This window comes from Photorhabdus heterorhabditis (assembly GCF_018448905.1).
GTDB classification, from domain to species: Bacteria; Pseudomonadota; Gammaproteobacteria; order Enterobacterales; family Enterobacteriaceae; genus Photorhabdus; species Photorhabdus heterorhabditis.
This window is the reverse complement of record NZ_RCWA01000023.1, coordinates 35,595-52,481: the sequence shown is the minus strand read 5'-3', so window position 1 is coordinate 52,481 and position 16,887 is coordinate 35,595. Positions and strand designations below refer to the sequence as shown.

The 16,887-nt window shown below is 38.1% G+C and carries 16 protein-coding genes; 8 read left to right on the top strand and 8 right to left on the bottom strand.

The window, feature by feature from the left end; translation table 11 throughout:
* Positions 1-17: 17 nt before the first annotated feature.
* Genes EAE89_RS14640 through EAE89_RS14620 form a run of 5 tightly spaced genes read right to left on the bottom strand, consistent with a single transcriptional unit; the run spans position 18 to position 3,277 of the window.
* Complete coding sequence (locus EAE89_RS14640) at positions 18-740, bottom strand: Imm52 family immunity protein (RefSeq protein WP_214086126.1); 723 nt, start codon at positions 738-740, stop codon at positions 18-20.
* A gap of 60 nt (positions 741-800) precedes the next feature.
* Positions 801-1,523 (bottom strand): Imm52 family immunity protein, encoded by a 723-nt coding sequence (locus tag EAE89_RS14635; protein WP_214086125.1) that lies wholly within the window; start codon positions 1,521-1,523, stop codon positions 801-803.
* 60 nt (positions 1,524-1,583) lie between these two features.
* Positions 1,584-2,306, bottom strand: a complete 723-nt coding sequence (locus tag EAE89_RS14630) for an Imm52 family immunity protein (protein WP_214086124.1) — start codon at positions 2,304-2,306, stop codon at positions 1,584-1,586.
* A 13-nt stretch (positions 2,307-2,319) separates the two neighbouring features.
* Positions 2,320-2,928, bottom strand: coding sequence for a restriction endonuclease fold toxin 5 domain-containing protein (locus EAE89_RS14625; protein ID WP_214086123.1), 609 nt, complete (start codon positions 2,926-2,928; stop codon positions 2,320-2,322).
* Position 2,929: 1 nt separating this feature from the next.
* A complete protein-coding gene (locus tag EAE89_RS14620; RefSeq protein WP_054479942.1) occupies positions 2,930-3,277 on the bottom strand; it encodes a hypothetical protein in 348 nt (115 codons plus the stop codon).
* A 451-nt stretch (positions 3,278-3,728) separates the two neighbouring features.
* Between EAE89_RS14620 and pyrG the strand changes: the two genes are divergently transcribed.
* On the top strand, positions 3,729-5,366 hold the full coding sequence (pyrG, locus tag EAE89_RS14615) for a glutamine hydrolyzing CTP synthase (RefSeq protein ID WP_054479943.1): 1,638 nt from the start codon (positions 3,729-3,731) through the stop codon (positions 5,364-5,366).
* Between the two features lie 72 nt (positions 5,367-5,438).
* A complete protein-coding gene (gene eno / locus EAE89_RS14610; RefSeq protein WP_214086122.1) occupies positions 5,439-6,740 on the top strand; it encodes a phosphopyruvate hydratase in 1,302 nt (433 codons plus the stop codon).
* Between the two features lie 734 nt (positions 6,741-7,474).
* On the opposite strand, the gene EAE89_RS14605 is transcribed toward eno, so the two are convergent.
* From EAE89_RS14605 to EAE89_RS14595, 3 genes are all read right to left on the bottom strand, one after another.
* The gene (locus EAE89_RS14605) at positions 7,475-8,197 is read right to left on the bottom strand and encodes a helix-turn-helix transcriptional regulator (RefSeq protein WP_054479945.1); all 723 of its coding nucleotides are present in this window, start codon (positions 8,195-8,197) and stop codon (positions 7,475-7,477) included.
* A 286-nt stretch (positions 8,198-8,483) separates the two neighbouring features.
* Positions 8,484-9,206, bottom strand: a complete 723-nt coding sequence (locus EAE89_RS14600; protein ID WP_214086121.1) for a helix-turn-helix transcriptional regulator — start codon at positions 9,204-9,206, stop codon at positions 8,484-8,486.
* A gap of 325 nt (positions 9,207-9,531) precedes the next feature.
* Positions 9,532-10,254 (bottom strand): helix-turn-helix transcriptional regulator, encoded by a 723-nt coding sequence (locus EAE89_RS14595; protein WP_214086120.1) that lies wholly within the window; start codon positions 10,252-10,254, stop codon positions 9,532-9,534.
* A gap of 359 nt (positions 10,255-10,613) precedes the next feature.
* Here EAE89_RS14595 and EAE89_RS14590 point away from each other — a divergent pair, with 359 nt between their 5' ends.
* The 6 genes from EAE89_RS14590 to EAE89_RS14565 all read left to right on the top strand — a co-directional run bounded on the left by EAE89_RS14590 (position 10,614) and on the right by EAE89_RS14565 (position 16,886).
* Entirely contained in the window at positions 10,614-11,999 is a 1,386-nt protein-coding gene (locus tag EAE89_RS14590) for a DASS family sodium-coupled anion symporter (protein WP_149617574.1), read from the top strand.
* A gap of 344 nt (positions 12,000-12,343) precedes the next feature.
* On the top strand, positions 12,344-12,577 hold the full coding sequence (locus tag EAE89_RS14585) for an AbrB/MazE/SpoVT family DNA-binding domain-containing protein (RefSeq protein ID WP_065822274.1): 234 nt from the start codon (positions 12,344-12,346) through the stop codon (positions 12,575-12,577).
* Positions 12,564-12,983: a PIN domain-containing protein gene (locus tag EAE89_RS14580; protein WP_214086119.1), complete on the top strand. Its 420-nt coding sequence runs from the start codon at positions 12,564-12,566 to the stop codon at positions 12,981-12,983. Before EAE89_RS14585 ends, EAE89_RS14580 begins: the two co-directional genes overlap by 14 nt.
* Before the next feature lie 896 nt (positions 12,984-13,879).
* Positions 13,880-14,920, top strand: coding sequence for a hypothetical protein (locus EAE89_RS14575; protein WP_214086118.1), 1,041 nt, complete (start codon positions 13,880-13,882; stop codon positions 14,918-14,920).
* A gap of 254 nt (positions 14,921-15,174) precedes the next feature.
* On the top strand, positions 15,175-16,044 hold the full coding sequence (locus EAE89_RS14570; RefSeq protein ID WP_214086117.1) for a hypothetical protein: 870 nt from the start codon (positions 15,175-15,177) through the stop codon (positions 16,042-16,044).
* On the top strand, positions 16,041-16,886 hold the full coding sequence (locus EAE89_RS14565; protein WP_214086116.1) for an inositol monophosphatase family protein: 846 nt from the start codon (positions 16,041-16,043) through the stop codon (positions 16,884-16,886). The genes EAE89_RS14570 and EAE89_RS14565 overlap by 4 nt, the downstream gene beginning before the upstream one ends.
* Position 16,887: the final 1 nt, after the last annotated feature.

The following is a 16,887-nucleotide window of genomic DNA, read 5'->3' as shown; positions in this document are numbered from 1 at the left end:
ACTGATAAGGGCAGATATTAAACCTCAGTAATTAATGGCAGTAATCCCAAATTCAACAACTGAATTTCAATATCATTGGCTTTATCAATATCATCCTGATTTTCGCCGTCAAAAATGCCTTGTTTGGTAATAATTAATGTCCCCAATTGCGCTTTATCATTGGCAATAGGCAAGATTTCAGCGGCCATTGGTAATAATGTGGGGTCTATAACAAAGGGTAAATAAATCATCCACCCTGCACTTAACCTGTCGGGGAATACCTGATTTTTCTTCAAGGTATAACCGTTAGTTTCTACCATAATGTAGGGAGCATTACGACTGAGAACTAAAAAAGTAATAAAATCAATCAACCGTGAAAACTGAAACTCTTTTTCGTCAATATTAAGATTTATTCTTATTTTGGTTTGTCCTAACCTGTCACTACGATAGTTTTCATAAAATAGGGAACAGCCAAGTTCATCATTTTCGCCATCCCAGATTTTTTTTCCTATAAAAGGAAAATCTTCTTTGTAACTTTTTTCGAATACCTGAACTGCTTTTTCCGTCGGGTAGCCCTCTTCAAAAACAAGGTGTTCCAATGCTTCCTTACGAGTATGACCTGTCAAATACCAAGTCTTGTGACGGCCAAAAAAGTGATCGATTTGCTGAGTAATTCGATATAAATCAGTCAATACTATTTGGGGAGTCAACGGTTCTTGCCGGTCGAAATATAGCTTTATTTCTGGTGATAAAATAGTCATTTGTTGTCTCGCATTATCTGAGTAAAGGGGTGTGAAATACCGCCCTGAGAAGGGCAGCGATTAAACCTCAGTAATTAATGGCAGTAATCCCAAATTCAACAACTGAATTTCAATATCATTGGCTTTATCAATATCATCCTGATTTTCGCCGTCAAAAATGCCTTGTTTGGTGATAATTAATGTCCCCAATTGCTCTTTATCATTGGTAATAGGCAAGATTTCATCTGCCATTGGTAATAATGCGGGATCTATAACGAAGGGTAAATAAATCATCCACCCTGCACTTAACCTGTCGGGGAATACCTGATTTTTCTTCAAGGTATAACCGTTAGTTTCTACCATAATGTAGGGAGCATTACGGCTGAGAACTAAAAAGGTAATAAAATCAATCAACCGTGAAAACTGAAAATCTTTTTCGTCAATCTTAAGCTTTATTGTTAGCTTAATTTTCCCCAGTTTATCAATACGATAGTTCTCATAAAATAGGGAACAGGCAAGGTCATCAACTTCACCATCCCAGATTTGTTTTCCTATAAAAGGAAAATCTTCTTTGTAACTTTCTTCAAACACCTGAACCGCTTTTTCTGTCGGGTGGCCCCCTTCAAAAACAGGATGCTCTAATGCTTCCTTACGAGTGTGTCCAGTCAAATACCAGGTTTTATGACGGCCAAAAAAGTGATCGATTTGTTGAGTAATTCGATACAAATCAGCTAATACTATTTCGGGAGTCAGAGGTTCTTGTAGGTCAAAATACAACTTTATTTTTGTCGATAAAATAGCCATGCATTACCTCGTACTATCCAAATAAAGGGGTGTAAAGTACTGCCCTGATAAGGGCAGCGATTAAACCTCAGTAATTAATGGCAGTAATCCTAAATTCAACAACTGAATTTCAATATCATTGGCTTTATCAATATCATCCTGATTTTCGCCGTCAAAAATACCTTGTTTGGTGATAATTAATGTCCCCAATTGTTCTTTATCATTGGTAATAGGCAAGATTTCATCTGCCATTGGTAATAATGCGGGGTCTATAACAAAGGGTAAATAAATCATCCACCCTGCACTTAATCTGTCGGGGAATACCTGATTTTGCTTCAAGGTATAACCGTTAGTTTCTACCATAATGTAGGGAGCATTACGGCTGAGAACTAAAAAGGTAATAAAATTAATCAGCCGTGAAAACTGAAACTCTTTTTCGTCAATATTGAGTCTTATTGTTATATTAGTTTGTCCTAACTTGTCTCTACGGTAGTTCTCATAAAATAAGGAACAGATAAGGTCATCAACTTCACCATCCCAGATTTTCTTTCCTAAAAAAGGGAAATTTTTTCTATAGCTTTTTTCAAACTCTTGAACCGCTTTTTCTGTCGGGTGGCCTTCTTCAAAAACAAGGTGTTCCAATGCTTCCTTACGGGTATGACCTGTCAAATACCAGGTTTTTGGGCGCCCGAAGAGTTGATCAATCTGTTGTGTTATCTCATACAAGTCAGTGAGTGCTATCTGGGGAGTCAACGATTCTTTCCAGTCAAAATACAACTCTATTTCTAGTGATAAAATAGTCATTTATTGCCTCGAACTATCTAAGTAAAGGGGTATGAAATACCTTAATATTGGGATATCTAGAAAATCTTTTTGAATAGTAAGCCGCGCTCACAGGCCCCATAAAATGCCAGTGAGAGCGTGGAATGTTGTTCAATGAGGTACATACGTCTTGCTGTCGCTTTCCTTGATCTTTCATGGGTTCATCTCCCGTCCACCATCCCATCGGTTCTCCATTCTTAAAAAACTGATCATATTTAGCTTTGGATTCCAGAAACAGGCATGCTTTTGGTCGCCAGCCATCAAAACTGACTCCCAGACATTCCCATACCTGTATGAGTTTTGCGTCCGGTTTGTAAACGGTTTTGGCTATCTGGAGTTGATAATCAAGGGTAACCTGTGAATATGAACTGGTACTTTCCCAACTAGGACTCACTTTCTCAATGGCTGGGCAAGCCTTGCATTCTTCCCTTGTTGTACTGATCACATCCGTTCGGGCTTCCGCTTGCTCTTTTTCATCATCCTTATCTTTTGTCATTTCCGTAACGCCGAGGCCAACACCAACGCCAACCAATATGCCCGTAAGGGCTGATGCTGCATATTCAGCCGCAGTCAGAGCGACCGGAACTACCAAAGGTAAAGGCATGTTAATTGCTCCTTTTCAGCAAGTTATCTATTATTCTCAAGATATCTTTGTATTGTTGTTCCGGGTTTTCCCCTGCTTCAAGGGCATTTTTGATTTCTGGTACACCATGGAAGTCACGATTAAATGCTGTTAAATAAAGGTATGATTTAATCAGCTTTTTATCTTTAAAGCCTAGGTCTTCGATTAAATACCGATAGGCTTCTTTAAGTCGCTTATGCAAATTTTTCTCATCCTCATGCGCAACCAAATCGGCATGTTCTGACAAAATGCATTGCCTGATTTTTTCAATATAAGTATTGTCCTCTATATCAATAATTTTATCGAATTGTTCCTGAGTCAGTATAATCATGGCATCACCCCTTAACTCATAAGCTACTATTACCTATACTGGGTCTTTTATCTGTGTGCAATTCAGCCGAAATGATTGCGACGGAAGCAATCATACTGTTTTTTAATCAATTAAAGCAATAAAATCATTCGACGTTGAGAAGTGCTAATAACGATTAGCTTCATGAAAAATGAAGTTTTTGTATGTACTCATGTCTACATTGGACATGCTGTGAAGGGGAAAATAATCTTATACCCAGTGAATTTCAAGATGGATCGCGACGGTAAGGGAGCGAATCCCCAGGAGCATAGATAACTCTGTGACTGGGGTGAGTGCAGCCAACAAAGCAGCAACTTGAAAGATAACGGGTATATTTATGCGCAGATTATTTGTAGCGCATTTAAGGTTAGGGTATACTGCTTTCCCGTCCTGTTATATCCATCATCTTTAAACCTAAACTTTCAGGTTCAGCATGAAAACTAATTATATTTTTGTGACCGGCGGGGTCGTATCCTCTCTGGGTAAAGGCATTGCCGCAGCCTCTTTGGCCGCTATACTTGAAGCCCGTGGACTCAATGTCACTATTATGAAACTGGACCCGTACATCAACGTTGATCCGGGGACAATGAGCCCAATCCAGCATGGGGAAGTTTTCGTTACTGAAGACGGCGCTGAAACTGATCTCGATTTAGGTCACTACGAGCGTTTCATTCGCACCAAAATGACGCGTCGTAATAACTTCACTACTGGCCGAGTTTATTCCGAAGTTCTGCGTAAAGAGCGCCGTGGCGATTATTTGGGAGCGACCGTTCAGGTTATTCCTCACATCACCAATGAAATCAAAGATCGTATTATCAGTGGCGGTGAAGGTCATGATGTGGTATTGGTGGAAGTTGGTGGTACGGTCGGTGATATAGAATCCTTGCCATTCCTTGAAGCGATTCGTCAGATGGCGGTAGAAGTGGGTCGTGAACATACTTTATATTTGCACCTGACCCTTGTTCCTTATCTGGCAGCGGCTGGCGAAGTAAAAACCAAGCCAACTCAACATTCTGTAAAAGAGCTGCTTTCTATCGGTATTCAGCCAGATATTCTGATCTGCCGTTCAGATCGTGTCATTCCTGCTAACGAGCGTGCAAAAATTGCGCTTTTCTGTAATGTACCGGAGAAAGCCGTTATCTCTCTGAAAGACGTTGATTCCATTTATAAAATCCCAGGGCTATTGAAATCTCAAGGATTAGATGATTATATTTGTAAACGATTCAGCCTCGATTACCCGGAAGCAAATCTGTCTGAATGGGAGCAGGTCATTTACGAAGAAGCGAATTCTTCCGGTGAAGTGACTATCGGGATGGTTGGTAAATATGTTGAACTGCCTGATGCTTATAAGTCCGTGATTGAAGCGTTGAAGCACGGTGGATTAAAAAATCGTCTGACTGTTAACATCAAGCTGATTGATTCGCAGGATGTTGAAACCCGTGGTGTTGAATTACTAAAGGGTTTGGATGCGATTCTGGTTCCAGGTGGTTTCGGTGGTCGTGGTGTGGAAGGCAAAATCATGACAGCCCGTTATGCCCGTGAGAACAAAATTCCTTATTTGGGAATTTGTCTCGGAATGCAAGTCGCATTAATTGAGTTCTCACGCCATGTCGCAGGTATGGAAAAAGCCAGCTCAACAGAATTCGAACCTGATTGCCGATTCCCGGTTGTTGGCCTTATCACCGAATGGCGTGATGAGGATGGTAATTTAGAAGTGCGTAGCGAAGAGAGTGATCTCGGTGGAACGATGCGTGTGGGGGGGCAGCCATGTCACCTGACCAAAGATAGTTTGGTTCGTACCTTGTATGGTGCAGAGACTATCATTGAACGCCATCGTCATCGTTATGAGGTTAATAACTTGCTGCTGAAACGCATTGAAGATGCTGGTCTGAGGGTAGCCGGCCGTTCAGTAGACAATAAATTAGTGGAAATTATTGAGATACCCGACCATCCTTGGTTCGTGGCTTGTCAGTTCCACCCAGAATTTACTTCTACTCCTCGTGACGGCCATCCGTTGTTTGCCGGTTTTGTAAAAGCTGCCGGTAACTATCAGAAAAGCCAGCTCAAATAAGATGTGCAGTAAGTGGCGGTATCAGATGTTCTGCCACTTACTTGAAATATAACTTGTACTGAGGAAAACCTAATGTCCAAAATCGTTAAAGTGATCGCTCGTGAAATCATCGACTCCCGTGGTAATCCAACCGTAGAAGCAGAAGTACATCTGGAAGGGGGCTTTGTTGGTTTAGCGGCGGCACCATCTGGTGCATCTACCGGTTCCCGCGAAGCATTGGAACTGCGTGATGGTGACAAATCCCGTTTTATGGGTAAAGGTGTACTGAAAGCTGTTGATGCAGTAAATGGACTGATTGCACAGGCAGTTATCGGCCAGGATGCAAAAGATCAGGCTAACATCGACAGAATCATGATCGATCTGGACGGTACCGAAAACAAATCTAAATTCGGTGCTAACGCGATTCTGGCGGTTTCTCTGGCTAACGCAAAAGCGGCAGCTGCTGCGAAAGGGATGCCATTGTACGAACATATTGCTGAACTGAATGGTACTCCGGGTAAATTCTCTATGCCGTTGCCGATGATGAACATCATCAACGGTGGTGAGCATGCGGATAACAACGTTGATATCCAAGAATTCATGATTCAGCCGATTAGTGCAAAAACGCTGAAAGAAGCGGTTCGTATCGGTTCTGAAGTGTTCCACAACCTAGCTAAGGTCCTGAAAGCAAAAGGCATGAGTACTGCTGTGGGTGACGAAGGGGGTTATGCACCTAACCTGGAGTCTAATGCTGCTGCTCTGGCGGCCATCAAAGAAGCGGTAGAACAAGCAGGTTATGTTCTGGGCAAAGATATCACATTGGCTATGGATTGCGCAGCTTCTGAATTCTACAACTCAGCAACAGGTAACTATGAATTGAAAGGTGAAGGAAAAACTTTCAATTCTCAGGAATTTACGCATTATCTGGAAGATTTGACCAGAGAGTATCCAATCGTTTCCATCGAAGATGGCCTGAATGAATCTGACTGGGATGGTTTCGCTTACCAAACCAAAGTGTTGGGTGAAAAAATCCAGTTGGTTGGTGATGACTTATTCGTTACCAACACAAAGATCCTGAAAGAAGGCATCGAGAAAGGCATTGCTAACTCCATTTTGATCAAATTCAACCAGATTGGTTCTTTGACAGAAACTCTGGCTGCTATCAAAATGGCAAAAGAAGCGGGTTATACCGCAGTGATCTCTCACCGTTCCGGTGAAACAGAAGATGCTACTATTGCTGATCTGGCAGTAGGTACCGCTGCTGGTCAAATCAAAACAGGTTCTATGAGCCGTTCTGATCGCGTTGCTAAATACAACCAATTGATCCGTATTGAAGAAGCGCTGGGTAACCGTGCTCCTTTCAGGGGCCTGAAAGAAGTAAAAGGTCAGGCTTAATCGAATCGGTAATTAAGTATATACCCAATAGATTTCAATTTGCAGCGCGGCGGAAAGAGAACGCATCCCCAGGAGCATAGATAACGATGTGACTGGGGTGAGAAAGCAGCCAACAAAGCAGCAACTTGAAAGATGAAGGGTATAGGAGGGGTAAAACCCTCCTTAAATGCTTTAACAAATATTTTTTTAAGACGTTCGTTAACGTACTTAATGCGACTTCCAATATTTCCAGAAATAACTAAACTTTCTGAATATTCTAATATCTATAAAAGAGCATTGCTGAACAATTAAAGTTCATGTATGACCTTTTAGTCGTTTTTCCATTCGGAAAATATTTGGCTGTACTTAGCGGGGTTTAACGTCTTAGTACAGCTATTTTTTAGTATTCCGCATCAGTGCGGACTCAGGGAAAAAGCTGTAATAATATATACCCAATAAATTTCAAATTGCAGGGCGGAGGCAAGTGAACGCAGCCAACAAAGCAGCAGCTTGAAAGATGAAGGGTATATATCTAATCCATGAGCAATTCGACAGATTATTAAAGGCATGTCGAAGAGCTGGGTTTGAAATGGAAAGTTTAATAATGAAGTGATAAGAATCCCAAATGCCTTATTTATTAAGGTGAGAAAATCGCTGACATGAGGTGTACAGGTGCTTCTACGCTTCGGGACGTAGGGGGTTCTGCTTAGCCAGAACCCAGTAGCATATAGTGACGATAGTGATGTTGTGCATTGTTATACCAGAGGTATATAGGGATCAGGATTAATAAATCGGGTAGGCGCATAGTTATCATACCCTTTACCCCGGCAATATTCTTTTAACTGACTTAATGAGTTTATCCCTATTTTCTGATAAATAAATTGTAGCCTGCTTTGTACCGTTCTATATGAAATACCTAATTTTTTAGCTATATCTTTGGCGCTGAGTGATTGCAACGCAAAAAATACGATATCGAATTCTCTATCAGTAAATAAATCAGTTGGGTTGCCAAATGATAATGGGTCAGGATGCCTGTTGTTTTCAAAATGATACATGGAATAAATTTGAAGTTTTCTTCCGTGCGCTACAATCCCAATGCATTTTCCATCCTTCATTAGCGGTGTAACATCGACTAGAAACTGCTGGATTCTTTTCTCTTTTCCCCCATAGGTGAAGGTATCTAGTACTGGAATGGTTTTTTGATTAGTCATTACATATCTATCATTGGCTTGTATAATATCCTCAAACTCGGCCCACGGTGCTGGACATTCACCATCAAGCCTCCCTTCTATATTAAACCCCTTAGGCAGGCCGCTGTAATAAAACGCAACATCATTTGCATAGGCGAATCGAGATTCGTTGTCTTTTATAACCCAAAAATCGTTGCTGTTTTCCATATATGATATGAAGGCATCAAAACTTTTTGAATGAACATCCAGATCTTTGTTTACAGAAAAACTCATCGTGTTATCTTTCATAATTTCCACCCGTTATGATAAAATTATAAAACAATAATAACTTTCATATGAGAGTATCACTTTTACGACTCAATAGATAATTATGTTTATGGACTTCAAACAATAATCTCTGGAAAAACTATTTTTTAGGGTTAAAAAATCGCCCTAATTAATGCCAGATTTCAAAAGCACGAATATAGCGAGATAAAATCTTCTATATAAAAGATAGGGTTAAATTAATGAGGGATAGGATTCTGCTAAAAGCAGAATCCTAATGGCATAGTGAAGACAACGATGTTGTGCATTATTATGCCAGAGGTATATAGGGGTTAGGATTAATAAATCGGGTAGGCGCATAGTTATTATACCCCTTACCCCGGCAATATTCTTTTAACTGGCTTAATGAGTTTATCCCTATTTTTTGATAAATTAATTGTAACCGACTTTGTACCGTTCTATATGAAATACCTAATTTTTTAGCTATATCTTTGGCGCTGAGTGATTGCAACGCAAAAAATACGATATCGAATTCTCTATCAGTAAATAAATCAGTTGGGTTGCCAAATGATAATGATTCAGGAGGTTTATTAATTTCCATATGATACATTGAAAAAACTTCTAGCTTTCTAGCTCTGCCTACTACGCCAATCGATTCTCCATCTTTTATTAAAGGCGTGACATCTGCCATAAATGGTTGAATAATTTTATCCCTACCTCCATACATAAATGTAATCAAAGTAGGAATGACTTTTTTTTCCTCCATCACTCTACGGTCATTAGATTGAATGATATCAGCAACCTCAGACCAATAAACCGGACACTCACTATCCAGTTTACCTTCAACATTAAACCCTGTGGGTAGTCCGCTATGATGAAGTCCATAATCATTCATATAGATAAATCTCGACTCCTTATCTTTTATATACCAAAATTCATTACAGTTCTCCATATATGATATGAAGGCATCAAAGCTTTTTGAATGAACATCTAGATCTTTGTTTACAGAGAAACTCATCGTGTTATCTTTCATAATTTTATCCGTAATGATTTAATTATAAAATTATAAAATTATAAAATTATAAAATTATAAAACTATAAAACAGTAATAACTTCCATGTGAGAGTATCATTTTTACGACGCAATAGGTAATTATGTTTATGGGTTTCAAACAATAATCTCTGGAAAAACTATTTGTTAGGGTTAAAAAATCGCCCTAATTAATGCCAGATTTCAAAAACACGAATATAGCGAGATAAAATCTTCTGTATAAAAGATAGGGTTAAATTAATGAGGGATAGGATTCTGCTAAAAACAGAATCCTAATGGCATAGTGAAGACAACGATGTTGTGCATTATTATGCCAGAGGTATATAGGGGTTAGGATTAATAAATCGGGTAGGCGCATAGTTATTATACCCCTTACCCCGGCAAAATTCTTTTAACTGGCTTAATGAATTTATCCCTATTTTTTGATAAATTAATTGTAACCGACTTTGTACCGTTCTATATGAAATGCCTAATTTTCTAGCTATATCTTTGGCGCTGAGTGATTGCAACGCAAAAAATACGATATCGAACTCTCTATCAGTAAATAAATCAGTTGGTGTGCCAAGAGTTAATGAATCAGGATGTCTATTATTTTCAAAATGATACATGGAATAAATTTCTAGTTTTTTACCGTGACCAACAACCCCAATACATTTTCCATCCTTCATTAGCGGTGTGACATTGGCTAAAAATGGTTGGATTATTTTTTGCTTCCCGCCATAAGTTAAGGTATTTAGTACCGGAATGGTTTTTAAACTAGTCATTACGTTTTTATCATTAGCTTGTATAATATCTGCAAACTCAGCCCACGGTGCTGGACATTCACTATCAAGCTTACCTTCTATGTTAAACCCCTTAGGCAGGCCACTGTAATAAAGCGTAGCATCATTAACATAGACGAATCGGGATTCGTTGTCTTTTATAACCCAAAGATCGTTGCTGTTTTCCATATATGATATGAAGGCATCAAAACTTTTTGAATGAACATCCAGATCCTTGTTTACAGAGAAACTCATACTTTTATCATTCATAATTTCACCCATCATATTAAACTGTTAACTATAATAATTTTTATGTGAGTTTATCACTTTTACGATTTAATAGGTAATTAGTAAAGGTAAAACGCATCGGATTTTGTACTCAGAAAACCTGCATAAAACGTAAATATTTCCTATACCTATAAAGATGTAATAATGTGATATAACAACAAAAATTTGTATGAAATAACATCTGTTATGATTTAATTGACCCCATTCCCACGCTTTAGATCTCAAAATTCAAAAAACTGCATTTTCTTCTTAGGGCAGACTCCTTATATTCACACGCCTTGTATTTTTTTAACAATTGTAGCAATGGTGGATCAGATATCACCGGCGCTAATGGAGTCACCATGGATGCTTCTGAATCTTTAACTCCAGCCATGAAGCCAAATTTTTCTAATAAAAAAGGCTTAATTATTCTGGCTGCGGATATTTTATTACTGTTTATCTTGCTCAATACTTTGCCGTTTGGTGAAAAAGCTAATGCGGGTTTGGCATTGATGGTATTTGTTGGTGTGCTGTGGCTGACTGAAGCTATTCACGTCACGATTACTGCGTTATGTATTCCAATTCTGGCTGTTGGCATGGGATTGATGAATACGGGAGATGCACTGAAATCTTTTGCTAATCCCATTATCTTTCTGTTTTTTGGTGGCTTTGCACTGGCAACGGCACTTCATATACAAGGACTAGATAGACTGATCGCCAACCGTCTGCTGATGATTGCTCGTGGGCGTTTGTCTGTAGCGGTGATGTTGTTGTTTGGTGTTACCGCTGGCCTTTCCATGTGGATCAGTAACACAGCGACAGCTGCCATGATGTTGCCATTAGTATTAGGGATTTTGTCTAATTTAGATACACGCTCTGAACGTCATACTTTTGTGTTTGTATTGCTGGGTGTTGCTTATAGTGCAAGTATTGGTGGTTTAGGTACGCTGGTCGGTAGCCCACCAAACGCGATTGCGGCGGCTCAACTGGGAATTGATTTTTTTAGTTGGATGAAATTTGGTGTTCCTCTGGTTGTGATTTTGATGCCAATGATGGTGGGTGTCATGTATCTAATGTTGCGCCCGAATTTGAATCATAAATTCGACATGAAGTTGGAGAAATTAGATTGGACTGGCAAGCGTTTGATGACCATGCTGATTTTTCTGTCTGCGGTGTTTTGCTGGATCTCTAGTACTGCGATTAGCTCCGCTCTGGGAGGGGTGAAAGATCTGGATACCATTATCGCTGTCAGTGCCGCTATTCTGATTGGTGTAACCGGTGTTGCGAGTTGGTCTCAGATTCAGAATAACACCGAGTGGGGCGTATTGATGTTGTTCGGTGGTGGCCTGACTTTAAGTGCCATTCTGAAAAACTCAGGTGCCAGTGAAATTATGGCGAATGGTATGGCTGCTACTTTCGGTGCAAGCCATTGGTTTGTGATCATTGTTGCGGTGGCTGCGTTTATTATCTTCCTGACTGAATTTACCAGTAATACAGCGAGTGCAGCTTTGTTGGTGCCAGTATTTGCAACAGTTGCGGAAGCATTGGGTATGCCGGTGGTGACGTTGACACTGATTATCGGCTTTGGAGCGTCTTGTGCTTTTATGCTGCCGGTTGCCACACCGCCTAATGCGATTGTTTTTGGCTCTGGTCATATCAAACAGACTGAAATGGTAAGAGTGGGGATAGTTTTGAATATTGCTTGTATCATGATCATTTCTCTATTTGCCTGGTTCTTCTGGCTGTAACTGAAAGTTTAATTAATGCTTTTCGGAACAAGATAACTCATAACGACCCCGCCCAATATGCTGGCGGGGAAAAAAGCCAGAGGAAAAAGATTTATACCCTTCATCTTTCAAGTTGCTGCTTTGTTGGCTGCATCACTCACCCCGGTCACATAATTATCTATGCTCCCGGGGATTCGCTCCCTTGCCGCCGCGCTGCAACTTGAAATCTATTGGGTATATACATTCTTTTAGTCACAGGAAATTTGGTAAAAGTCTTTCCCGTATTCGGGTGAGATACATTTGGTAAGCTTGTATTTTGCAAGAATGGATATACAATAAAAATGTATATCTAAGGAGGTAATATTATGCAAGTAGCAAAATGGGGTAACAGCCTTGCCATACGTCTGCCGGCTAGCTTAGTTGAAATTCTGGAATTGCGTGAAGGTGATGATATTGAGATTGTAGTGGATGATCCGCGTACCTTTGCGGTATGCAAGAAGCCTGGATCTGAGGTGTTGTTGGAGCGTCTTCGGACATTCCGCGGTAAGTTGCCGGCAGATTTCAAGTTCAGCAGAGATGAAGCGAATGACAGGGGCTAAGTCTTGCGGTTTCATCGACAGCAATGTGGTGCTGTACCTGCTGTCCCAAGATGTGCTCAAGGCCGATAGTGCCGAAGCGTTGCTGAAGGCGAATCCGGTCATCAGTGTGCAGGTGCTCAATGAAGTGGCGCACGTGTGTGTGCGTAAACTTAAGATGAGTTGGGAAGAGATAGCGGAGTTCCTCGATATTGTACGTAGTTTTTGCAAAATCGTGCCTCTTACGGTTGAAGTTCATGACCGAGCTAGGTTTATTGCAGAGCGTTATCACTTGTCATTCTACGATTCTTGTATTGTGGCGGCCGCGGTCATCGCAGGTTGTCGGGCGCTCTATAGTGAAGACATGAATCACGGGCAGATGTTGGAAGACAGCTTGGTTATTCAAAATCCATTCTCATATACCCAATAGATTTCAAATTGCAGCGCGGTGGCAAGGGAGCGAATCCCCGGGAGCATAGATAACGATGTGACTGGGGTGAGTGATGCAGCCAACAAAGCAGCAGCTTGAAAGATAACAGGTATATCTAAGGATTTGTGAGCCCGAGAGGGATCGAGGTTCACCTGCCGATTTAACCTGACAGACACTGATATAAAGGTATCTGTCAGCTCAAATCTGCGTTATAACACCAATTTATTGTGCAGAAAATATCTACAAAGCGTCACTATCATTATCGTATACCCGCTCAAGTTCCGAGTAGCAAATGCTGTTGTTTCGACGGTTACTGTAAGAGGGGAAGCGTGGATGACAGCATGAATTCCGGTTACGCCAACGAAGAATACGGTGACCTGAAAGGATAATAAAAACGTGTATTTTGGCCATCAAGAATTCTTTTAATAAATGACAGAATCTTACATGATGAACACCGCATTGAATACATGACCGAAAAAATAATAACAATAAATTCAGATGATTACGTCAAATTAACCTATTGGAAAGCATACCAAGCTTGATACACTTTTTATCGCAAAAAGCAATAAATAATTTAAGTTTTTTCAATGGGTTATATTTTTAGTTGTGATGTAATTCACAAACATTTAACTATTACATAACTGAAATAAAAAAAGTTGTTATTATTACTATGCTGAATTAAATTTTGATTTGGTATATTTTTAAAAAAATCCTATAGGAGCATATAATGAATGTGATAATAGCACAGGCATTTAGGCCGCTAACTGATGATGAAAAATTAAATTATGATAATGGTTTAATGAGCTCATCCCCTAATTAATAGAATAAGGAATAAAGGTATGTCATAACCTTTATTCCTTTATTTGTCCTTTCATTTATAAGGTAAAACATAAAACATGGACATTATTAACGTAAAAAGGGAAATAACAGTAATAATAAATAAAAAATTTAATGATACTGATCTGTATACTTGTTACTTGTCAGGCTCAGTCATTGAAGGGTTTTCAACACCAAAATCTGATTATGATGTCTATGTTATATTGGAGGGAGAACGAGAAATAGAATGCGAAGAGATATTTATACCATCCGATATAGGAATGTTAGAAGTGACAATAATCTCTTTAAAAGAGATAAAAGAAATCATGAAGATAATCAACAATGGAAGCTCAAATTCCGATTGGTATAAATTACATTTATCTCATAGGATACTAACAGGGGAATCGATTATAAAATCAAATAATTTTAACAAGTTAAAAGGAGGTATAAATAAAACTAAATTATGTGAAATACTTAAGACCAAAGCAAAAAACTTTGGAGAAAAGTGTTTTTCCGATGGGATTGGGAATATTTTAAATAATGACCTGATATCAGCGGCATTCAACTTTGAACGAACAGTTAATTCAGCAATGGATTATATTTTGGCTTCGAGTAAAAATACATCCACTTTAATAAAGTGGCGCTATCAAAATGCAATGAAGGTATTTGGAAAAGACCATCCAATAACATCTATATACTTGATGGTTTGTTCGAAATTTAATGTAATCAATGATGTTTCAACAATTGATTACATAAATTCAGTTGCTAAAATGTGGCAATTAACTTTAGACTATTGTCAAGGAAAAGATATTTTTAGTTACAATGTATCTTTTGCAAAAAAAAGAATAGCTAATACATCTGACATTTCATTATCAGATGAAGATAATAAACCAATAGTAAAAAATTTATGGTACAGAGTCTTGTACAAGGATGGGAAGTTAATACTTTTCGCAAAAAAAGCATTATGTGAAATTAATTTGGATGCATATAAAGTTTGGTTAGTAATAGATAATGAAAAAACAGAGTTTGAAGTTGTTTCAGAATTAAAAAAACTTGGAATAACTAATGCAAATGCTAATTTTTATATATCGGAATTCGAAAGACTAGGGGCATTAACATGAATATACCCAATAGATTTCAAATTGCAGCGCGGCGGCAAGAGAACGCAGCCAACAAAGCAGCAACTTGAAAGATGAAGGGTATAGTACATATGGGGAATGCCATGGAAAGAATAAAGATTATAAGTAAGCACCACTGCTGGAGAACATTAAAGGGAACTAAAACTAATAATATTCAAGAATATTTGAACCAAATAAACAATGGATGCTAATTACAAGAAACAATATTTCATCTACGCGATGCAGAAGAAATGTTAATGGACTTAAGTAATTTGTCATCACCCATATCAAGATTATCAAGTACTGAAATAATACATATTTGGGATGAACTAGTTGATTATTTAAATATAAATAAACTTACCTCTGACATAGGTAACTTAGTAGATGGATATGGTTTAGATCCTGAATTAGCCTTATATGGTACTGAACTATGTGAGTTAAAAATAAATAAAGAAAACATCCTATCCACAATAATAAATAAAGGAATAACAAACAAATTAGAATTAATATACTCAAGAGGACTTGATAAATCAGTAAAATTAAAAGATGCCCCACAAAAAACAATTGATTTATATGATGAGTTTCGTTACGAATACAGTAAAAGTATTAATTTATTTTCATTGGAAACTTGCCCTACATTAAACATAGAAAACATTTACCAAGATCATTACCTGTGGGATAAGGTTTTTACGATAGCTAAAAACAAATTATTTATTATTTCGGGAGGAATCCCCCTTGCGTTATCTTATCATGCAAAAACACTAGACAAAAATATATATTTCTGCGAAATACATCGTGAAAATGATAGTGGTTTACTGCATAAAAGAAAATTATTCAATGAAATATACCCAAAATTTAAAGGAAAAGAAAACGAAAGTTGGCTGATAATTGATAAATCCTACACAGGAGGCAGTATTCAATTAGCTTACAAGATGCTTGTAAATTTAGTTGGGTACAAATCGAAAATATATAAAGTATCATTTTCTCCAAAAACATTAGGGGCATTTTCATCGTCAGATTATGCAATTTATGCAGGTAGATTATTTGATGTAAAAAAGACAATAATATATTTAACAGCCGAGGATTGGCATAAAAAACTCATTTATTTGGGAGAACATGTCACATGAGGTATATATTCAATAATGAAGTTAGTAATTATTTAGAAATACACTTTCACAAACTCAGAGAAGAGATTCGTAGAATATGGCTTGCTAAGCTTTCCACTATTCATATCGGATATGATAACAAATACTGTGGCGAAACGGTAGAAATAGATATCATTTTAAATAATATAATTTACGAGCACTTGGATAAATCAGAACTCAAGGTCACCATTATTTCAGAAGACGATTCTGAATCACAATCTGTAAATATTAAAGATAAAGTTTCCTTACTAATTGATCCTATTGATGGTACTCATAACTTGCTTATGGGTTATCCTGCCTATACTACATCAATAGCTGTTTACAAGAATGATAGATACATTATGGGCTGGGTATATGATATTCCAAGAGACATTATATATAAAGCATCATTGGGAGAAGGTTCTTATATACAAAGCATATATACCAGCAAGCGAATATATACAAGCCCCTCATTTCAACTAAACGATTTGAGAGTATCATTTCATAGGGCGAGAAATAATCAGTATACAGAGGTTCAGAATAAAATTATTAATGAGGCAAATAAAGTAAGAATCTCATCTTGTTCAAGTTTAGATATATGCTTGATCGCTAGTGGCGTTTTACATGCATTCTTCGATTTATCACTTATGGGTCACGAACGTTGTGTCGATATAGCAGCCGCTAAACTAATCCTTGAGGAATCAGGGGGATATATAATGACTCGTGATGGAAATAGTTATAATACTCTATCACCTACAGATTCTTTATTTTTTGAGAAAAAAGCAATCATAGCTGTTTCTTCTAAAAGTGCAGGAGATACAATATTAGAATTAATGAGGATATAAA